A 7,211-nucleotide genomic window follows, 5' to 3' on the forward strand; every position below is an offset into this window, starting at 1 on the left:
TGTTATAATGGAAACTATATAACTTATAGCGTGTTAATTAGGGGTCTCATAGAAAATGTTGAATAAAGTAATGTTAATTGGCTTTTTGGGAGCCGATCCTGAAAGCAAAGCAATGCCGTCTGGTGTGGAGGTGGTCAATTTCCGTATAGCAACATCTGAAAGCTATACAGACAAAAGCACTCATGAGAAGGTAAAGAAAACAGAATGGCATTCAATCGTGGTTTTCAATCAACACCTAGCCAAAATAGCACTGCAGTATCTCAATAAAGGCAGCAAGGTCTATATTGAAGGGCAGCTGCAAACCCGTAAATGGCAGGATAAAAACGGTGTTGAGAGATATACAACAGAAGTTGTCTTGCCAAAATACAAAGGCGAGCTGCAACTGTTAGATGGCAATAAAAGTGATGATCACAATGCCCATGCGACAGTGGTAAATGACTATAGCAAAAGCTTTCAAAGACCTCTTGACGCCTCTGATATCTCTATCAACGATAATGTTCCTTTTTAATGAGAAAGCGGTGTTGTGAAAAAATCTAAAAAGAGGGGTCGCCCCAAAATATTAGGGCAGTTAAGAGAGACAAACGGTCGTCTCTCAAGAGCAAAACAACCAAAAGAGCCCGCTTGTCAATTGGCAATAAAAATGCGTGCAAAACACTTTAATTTGACGTTACAAGATGCCAAAAATCCACTATCAGGTACATACATAGGACGGCTTTATTTGCAAGGCGTGCTTACTCGAGAGCAATATGACGCTGCACAAAAATATCTACAGATAAGGAACGATTATCTTTGTGCAAAGGGGCTACCCAATGCCATTTATGACGAAATGCCCTCGTCTTGTGATGAGCGAGCTAGAGATAAGTGGATTGCGTTTGCTACAGAACAGTTTTTAGCTATGGAAGAGGCAATAAGAGAAGTGCAAAGCCTTTATAGACAGCATAATATTTACGCTGCAATACAATATCTTGTTATAGAAGACAAACCATTACCATATCTTGTGGGTACAGTGCAGGTTGCTCTTAATGCTCTTCAGAAGCATTTTCATTAGAGGATTCGTCTTCATTAAAATTTGAATATGCACGCACAATGAAATAGCCAATAATAAATATTATTACTGATATTATTCCTATCAGTTCGTTCCAATAAAAAATAGCCCACAATATAAGTGCTGCACAATAAAATTTAGCTACAGCTTTAACAGAGTCTGTAATATTTTCAATATCTTTTTGCAGGTCGTAGAATACAAAATAGAACGAAAAAATAGAATAGCTGAATGTTATCGCACACGATATGAGTCCTATATCAGTGCCTATGAAATTGCATGTAATACGCCATGATATAATCACTGGTAAAAATACTGCAGAGTAATATAAAACTATTTCTTTCCATGTTTTTCCTTGTGATGAAAGCTCTCTAATTGTCATTAATATCGTAAACGTTATCATTAACGCTATTATTAAAGACACGCTATATACAAATCCTAAGTAATAGAGTCCTAAGGCAATAACACCTATACCAGTTAGAGCACTTAAAAGTTCTATTATAGGTTCAATAAATGTAAGCACTAGTAGAATACAAAAGATAATTAATAAGATTTTCATGTTTTTACCGCTCCTTAACTAGTCTTATTGGAACTGTGATTAACAGATTCCCTTTAAAAATATCAATATGTGTTATTTTCTTGTTGACAAAGTGTTGCAAATCGTATTTAATGACGTTGCTGTACTTAGGCGTATTGCGTTTAATTGAGGGAAAGTGCAGTGAGAAAGCCCCGGATTTGCGGGGTTTTTTGTTATCTGGAGGGAGGAATTAATGACATCACAAATTCCAGAACAAACGTCTCAAATAGAACAAACAGTTATCAGAAAAAAGCCACCCAATGCAGGCAAGGGAAGAGGCAAGGGGGCTTTGAATATGAGTACAAGGCTCTTAAGAGACGCGATTATTGAGGCAGGAGAGAGAGCAGGGGGGAAGTATGGCAATGATGGTTTGGTCTCTTATCTTGAGAAACAAGCTGTGAGGTGCCCGCATGCTTTCCTATCCTTATTGGGAAAGGTTTTGCCTATTCAGTTAACGGGGCAAAATGGGGGTGCCATTCATATCGTGCAGAATGTCAAAATATCGTATTTAGATGACGACAGAGAGAGAAATTAAGATCATACGCAAGCTTGTGCCTATCTTTGCAGGCGAGGCTTTTGTAAGAGCAGCATGGGGAGGAAGAGGATCAGGCAAAACAAGGTCCTTTGCTTTAATGACGGCTTTAAAGGGCTATCAATTGGGTTTAGGAGGGGTCTCTGGTAACATTGTATGCGCGCGTCAGTTTCAAAATTCACTGGCAGAGAGTTCTTTGCAAGAGATTAAACGGGCTATTGAAGATCACGACTTTTTGAGTGCTTATTACAAGATTGGGGAGTCCTCGATTAAGTCCATTGATGGGCGTATAGACTTTCAGTTTATCGGTCTTGATCGCAATATAGCGAGTATTAAATCGATGGGGCGTATTTTGCTTTGTTGGGTTGATGAGGCAGAGCCGGTGACCGAGACAGCATGGCAAACGCTTATTCCTACATTGCGTGAGGAAGGTGAGGGGTGGCGTACAGAATTATGGGTGACTTGGAATCCCTTGCGTGAGAATGCTCCGGTTGAGAAACGGTTTCGCTTTACAGACAACAAAGCCATTAAGGGCGTTGAGATAAACTGGTCTGATAATCCAAAATTTCCAAAGATTTTGGATGAGGCAAGATTGGATGATCTTAAAAACCGTCCTGAGATCTATAAGCATATATGGGAAGGGGATTATCTCAAAGCCGTCCAAGGTGCTTACTATCAAAAGGAAATGTTAGATGCCGAGCAAGAAGGGCGGATAGGACGTGTTGCACGTGATCCTCTCATGCAGATACGCGCCTTTTGGGATATTGGGGGTACGGGTGCCAAGGCAGACGCCACGGCAATCTGGATAGCACAGTTCATAGGGAAAGAGATAAGAGTGCTTGATTATTATGAGGCACAGGGACAGCCGTTATCCGAGCATATCGGTTGGTTGCGTCAAAACGGTTATGAGAAAGCCTTGATGGTTTTACCCCATGATGGTGCCACAAGAGATAGAGTCCACAATGTGAGTTTTGAAAGCTCTCTGAGTGACGCGGGTTTTGAAACGCAAGTCGTCCCTAATCAAGGTTCTGGTGCTGTGAAGATGCGCATAGAGGCAGTGAGACGTATTTTGCCGTCAATCTGGTTTAATGAAGAAACAACGGCGGCAGGTCGCAAGGCACTGAATTGGTATCATGAGAAATGGGATGAGAAACGGGGTATTGGCTTGGGAGCCGAGCATGATTGGTCCAGCCATGCTGCAGACGCTTTTGGTCTCATGTGCGTCTCATATGAAGAGCCTGAGATAAGACAAAAGAGAAAAGCCTATAGCGGTTGGAAAGATTATAACAATAACACCTCATGGATGGCACAATAATGCAAGACAATGAGACACTGGATGAAAAAGAGACTTCAGATCTGTCAAAGGATGATCTGTTTTGTAAGCTGATCAATTGGTACAAAGAAGATATAGCGCATGTGAATAAATGGCGAGAGCAAGCGCGTGAAGATTTTGGCTTTTATAACGGTGATCAGTGGGATGAGAAGGATTTAGCGGCTTTAAAAGAGCAAAACCGCCCCGTGATGACTTTTAACCGCATTGCGCCTCTTGTGAATGCGGTTGTGGGGTCTGAGAGAAATAACAAGCGTGAAGTGCAGTTTATTCCACGGCAGGTAGGAAAAGCCTTTCCGAATGAGTTGCTTACCGGTGCAGCAGAATGGTTTAGAGACAGAGCCCATGCAGAATATGCAGATTCTGATGCCTTCCAAGACGCGGTTATCTGTGGCATGGGGTGGACAGACACGCGGTTGAATTATGAGGATAATCTTGAGGGAGAGCCGGTTGTCACGCATTTAGATCCTTTAAAAATGGTACAAGATATTGATTTATAATGATAATTTAGCGTTATTCATATTGAGTTAAAACTCCGAATAACGTAGGATTCTTTCATTTCAAATCTGTTTATCTTGAATCAATCGAAACCATTTCCTTGCACGTCACAAGCGGGGCTGGTGTGTGGGTAAAAACTGTATAAGAAAGGACTAAAAATGGCTCTTATGAATCGTCTTAATGCAAGGGCTGTCGCAACATTGGGAGCTGGTAAATATAATGATGGTGCAGGCTTGTTACTTCATAAGCGTAAAGATGGAGGTGCTCAATGGCTTTATCGCTATACCATTCACGGGCGTCGTCGTGAAATGGGCTTGGGTGCCTTGAGAGATGTCTCTTTAAAACAAGCTCGTGAAACTGCAACAAAATGGCGTTCTGTTTTACGAGAGGGTCGTGACCCCATTAAAGAACGTGAGAAACAAAAGCGTGAAGCAATGCGCAATCTCCATTATTTAAAAGACATTGCTTTAGATGCTTTTGAAAGTCGTAAAGCTGAATTAAAAGGAGATGGGAAAAATGGTAACTGGTTTCTACCCTTAAAACTTCATGTACTCCCCAAATTAGGTTGTCTACCCGTTTCAGAGATTACACAAACAGAGATACGCAATGTTCTTGCCCCTATTTGGCATACAAAAGCTGGGGCTGCTCAGACTGCACTGATACGTATCAAACTTTGTCTCAAGCATGCTGCTGCATTAGGTTTGAATGTTGATTTACAAGCAGTAGAAAAAGCACGCGCGCTTTTAGGGAAACAACGCCATAAAACTGTTAATAGACCTGCAATGGATTGGAAAGATGTGCCGGCTTTTTATCAAACACTTTGCCAAACAACAACCATGACGCAATTGGCTTTACGTTTGCTTATCCTTACAGGGGTTCGTACACGTCCTTTACGTTATATCCATAAAGATCAGGTTGAGGGTGATATCTGGACAATCCCTGCCGAAAATATGAAAGGAAGGCGTGATGCTACAACAGAGTTTCGTGTGCCTCTATCAACAGAGGCATTAGAAATTTTGAAACAAGCGCGCTTACTTTCTCGCAATGATTTCTTTTTCTCTGCAACCGGTCGAGGTCCTCTTGCTGAAAAATGTATGTCAAAGTATATGCAACAGACTGGACTAAACGCCTGCCCGCATGGTTTTCGCTCTAGTTTACGCAATTGGCTCGCTGAAACAACCGATGCCCCCTATGAGGTCGCTGAAACAATTCTAAGTCATACGGTAGGTGGTAAAGTAGAGCGTGCCTATCGTCGTACAGACTATCTAGAACAGCGCCGTGTTTATATGGATAAATGGGCGGCTTTTGTCACCGGTCAAACTTAAGAGATGGGGTGCAATACCCCATAACCTGTGGATAACTTTAGCTCTCTTTTCTCTCATTCTTTCTCAATAAGATTCATCAAGATTCAATTTTAAAAAAAACATGATAACAGACTGTTTTTTATAGATAATATTACTTTTCAATATGACAAAAATATGGTTAATAAGTGGTTATGATTTGTTTATAATTTGTGTTTTGAAAGGATTTTAGAAATGACCGAAAATGATACTCTTCTTACAGACCGTGAAAGTGCAAAATTGCTCCATATGAGTGTTTCAACATTCCGACGTCATGTGACAAACGGTGTTTTACCAAAGCCCTTAAAGTTTGGTTTTTTGTCGCGTTGGTTACAATCTGATCTTCACGGTGTGATAGAGAAAGCAAAAAACAACCGTAGCAATAATGCTGCATAAAAGAAAACCTTGTCACGTAAGGACGGACAAGGCTCTTCATTACTCATCAGATTATGAATAGCAAAATCCGTCCTGTGATGCAAGATCATAGGATAAAAAATGTATTCTTATAGACATGCTGCGGGCATAACACGTGCTGTGCCAGGTGTTTGGCATGGGCATTATGGACTTGCCCATTGCCCTGCCCATGATGATGGCACTCCTAGTTTAGCTCTTACTTATGGTTATAATGGTCAATTATTATTTCATTGTCATGCTGGCTGCTCTTTTAAACAGATCATCAAAGCTCTCTTAAAAACATTGGTCTTTTCAATACACAAGCATATTTTGAGAATGCTTATGGTCATACGCTTTCTTTCTCAAAACAGTTTTATGCTGATTTCAAACGAGCAAAACAGAATGCAGAGAGAGCAAGAGAGCTTTGGAAACAAAGCCAAACTATAAAAGATAGCCTAGCAGAAACTTATTTACGCAAGCGTGGTATCACTTGTGCCTTGTCACCCAATTTACGCTTTCATGATCAATGCCCTCATCCTTCGGGAATTACACTGCCCGCGTTGCTTGCTCTTGTTAAGGGCGCTGGCTCCTTTGCAATCCATAGAACCTTTTTAAAAGGCAATGGCTGCAAAACAGATCAGAAACCAGCAAAAGCTATGTTGGGTTCTGTTATGGGCGGTGCTGTGCATTTAAGCCAAGATAATGAACGCCACCTAGTGATTTGTGAGGGAATAGAAACGGGGCTTTCTTTACTGTCTGGTTTGTTACCAGAGCCTGTAAGTTTGTGGGCTGCCCTTTCAACCCATGGCATGATGCATGTGAATTTACCCAAAACCAAAGCCCGTCTGACCATTGCAATGGACGGTGATGAGGCGGGTCATAAAGCAGGTTATGCCTTGGCTAGCCATGCGCATAAACAAGGCTTTGAGGTCTTTATGATGCAAGCCCCTAAAGGTGCTGATTTTAACGATTTTCTCTCTTCTCAAAAGGGACGCTCTCATGTCACAAGATAATAAGATTTTAGATAATCAAGATAATAAAACTCTAGGTAATAATACTCTCGTGAATGATAACGATAATACCTCTTTACACAACAATGCTTGTTTAAAAGCCATTCCTTATAAGCAAGCATTGCAACAAAGTGGTTGGGGGGAATTACAGCCAATCAAGGCTACTCTTTTACCCGTAGAGCCTTTTGACCCTACACAAGTTCCTTTAAGCTTAGGACGCTCTATTTATGACATTTCAGACCGTCAACAATCCCCTATCGATTTTGTTGCCGTTGCTACTCTCTGTGCTTTAGCTGCTGTGATTGGCAATGGCGTTCGTATTGCTCCAAAACAATATGATGATTGGAAAATTGTGCCTAATCTGTGGGGGGCTCTTGTTGGGAAACCTTCAACAATGAAATCACCAGCCATGCAAGCGGCTTTGGACCCTGTCTATACCCTTCAAGAGGAATGGTACAAAGAATGGAAGGAAAAGAAAAAACAACAAAA

Annotated in this window: 8 protein-coding genes and 2 pseudogenes; 9 read left to right on the forward strand and 1 reads right to left on the reverse strand. The window is 41.1% G+C overall.

Annotated elements, in window-relative coordinates; translation table 11 throughout:
• Positions 1 to 55: 55 nt before the first annotated feature.
• A complete protein-coding gene (gene ssb / locus BN67_RS10920) occupies positions 56 to 508 on the forward strand; it encodes a single-stranded DNA-binding protein (RefSeq protein ID WP_019224113.1) in 453 nt (150 codons plus the stop codon).
• A gap of 15 nt (positions 509 to 523) precedes the next feature.
• Positions 524 to 1,048, forward strand: coding sequence for a hypothetical protein (locus tag BN67_RS10925; RefSeq protein WP_019224114.1), 525 nt, complete (start codon positions 524 to 526; stop codon positions 1,046 to 1,048).
• On the opposite strand, the gene BN67_RS12325 is transcribed toward BN67_RS10925, so the two are convergent.
• Positions 1,020 to 1,601 carry a hypothetical protein gene (locus BN67_RS12325; protein ID WP_019224115.1) on the reverse strand — a complete coding sequence of 194 codons (582 nt, stop codon included), beginning with the start codon at positions 1,599 to 1,601 and terminating at the stop codon, positions 1,020 to 1,022. The two genes, BN67_RS10925 and BN67_RS12325, sit on opposite strands and share 29 nt — an antisense overlap.
• Before the next feature lie 211 nt (positions 1,602 to 1,812).
• On the opposite strand from BN67_RS12325, the gene BN67_RS10935 reads away from it, so the two are divergent.
• The 7 genes and pseudogenes from BN67_RS10935 to BN67_RS10965 all read left to right on the forward strand — a co-directional run.
• Positions 1,813 to 2,154 carry a hypothetical protein gene (locus BN67_RS10935; protein ID WP_019224116.1) on the forward strand — a complete coding sequence of 114 codons (342 nt, stop codon included), beginning with the start codon at positions 1,813 to 1,815 and terminating at the stop codon, positions 2,152 to 2,154.
• The gene (locus BN67_RS10940) at positions 2,132 to 3,466 is read left to right on the forward strand and encodes a phage terminase large subunit (protein WP_019224117.1); all 1,335 of its coding nucleotides are present in this window, start codon (positions 2,132 to 2,134) and stop codon (positions 3,464 to 3,466) included. The genes BN67_RS10935 and BN67_RS10940 overlap by 23 nt, the downstream gene beginning before the upstream one ends.
• Positions 3,451 to 3,969, forward strand: a pseudogene (locus BN67_RS10945) (portal protein); the annotation flags it as partial. The gene BN67_RS10940 and the pseudogene BN67_RS10945, both read left to right, overlap by 16 nt.
• 168 nt (positions 3,970 to 4,137) lie before the next feature.
• Positions 4,138 to 5,304, forward strand: coding sequence for a tyrosine-type recombinase/integrase (locus BN67_RS10950; RefSeq protein ID WP_019224119.1), 1,167 nt, complete (start codon positions 4,138 to 4,140; stop codon positions 5,302 to 5,304).
• A 210-nt stretch (positions 5,305 to 5,514) separates the two neighbouring features.
• Positions 5,515 to 5,715: a helix-turn-helix transcriptional regulator gene (locus tag BN67_RS10955; protein WP_019222130.1), complete on the forward strand. Its 201-nt coding sequence runs from the start codon at positions 5,515 to 5,517 to the stop codon at positions 5,713 to 5,715.
• 99 nt (positions 5,716 to 5,814) lie between these two features.
• Positions 5,815 to 6,725: pseudogene (locus BN67_RS13090) on the forward strand (DUF7146 domain-containing protein).
• Positions 6,712 to 7,211, forward strand: a 500-nt coding sequence (locus tag BN67_RS10965; protein ID WP_019224120.1) for a DUF3987 domain-containing protein, incomplete at its 3' end; no start/stop codon positions are given. The pseudogene BN67_RS13090 and the gene BN67_RS10965, both read left to right, overlap by 14 nt.

This window comes from Bartonella rattaustraliani AUST/NH4 (genome assembly GCF_000312565.1).
GTDB classification, from domain to species: domain Bacteria; phylum Pseudomonadota; class Alphaproteobacteria; order Rhizobiales; family Rhizobiaceae; genus Bartonella; species Bartonella rattaustraliani.

Coding starts and splice junctions, on each gene's coding strand:
- ssb (WP_019224113.1), top strand. CDS start 56: ATGTTGAATAAAGTAATGTTAATTGGCTTTTTGGGAGCCGATCCTGAA.
- BN67_RS12325 (WP_019224115.1), bottom strand. CDS start 1,601: ATGAAAATCTTATTAATTATCTTTTGTATTCTACTAGTGCTTACATTT.
- BN67_RS10935 (WP_019224116.1), top strand. CDS start 1,813: ATGACATCACAAATTCCAGAACAAACGTCTCAAATAGAACAAACAGTT.
- BN67_RS10940 (WP_019224117.1), top strand. CDS start 2,132: ATGACGACAGAGAGAGAAATTAAGATCATACGCAAGCTTGTGCCTATC.
- BN67_RS10950 (WP_019224119.1), top strand. CDS start 4,138: ATGGCTCTTATGAATCGTCTTAATGCAAGGGCTGTCGCAACATTGGGA.
- BN67_RS10955 (WP_019222130.1), top strand. CDS start 5,515: ATGACCGAAAATGATACTCTTCTTACAGACCGTGAAAGTGCAAAATTG.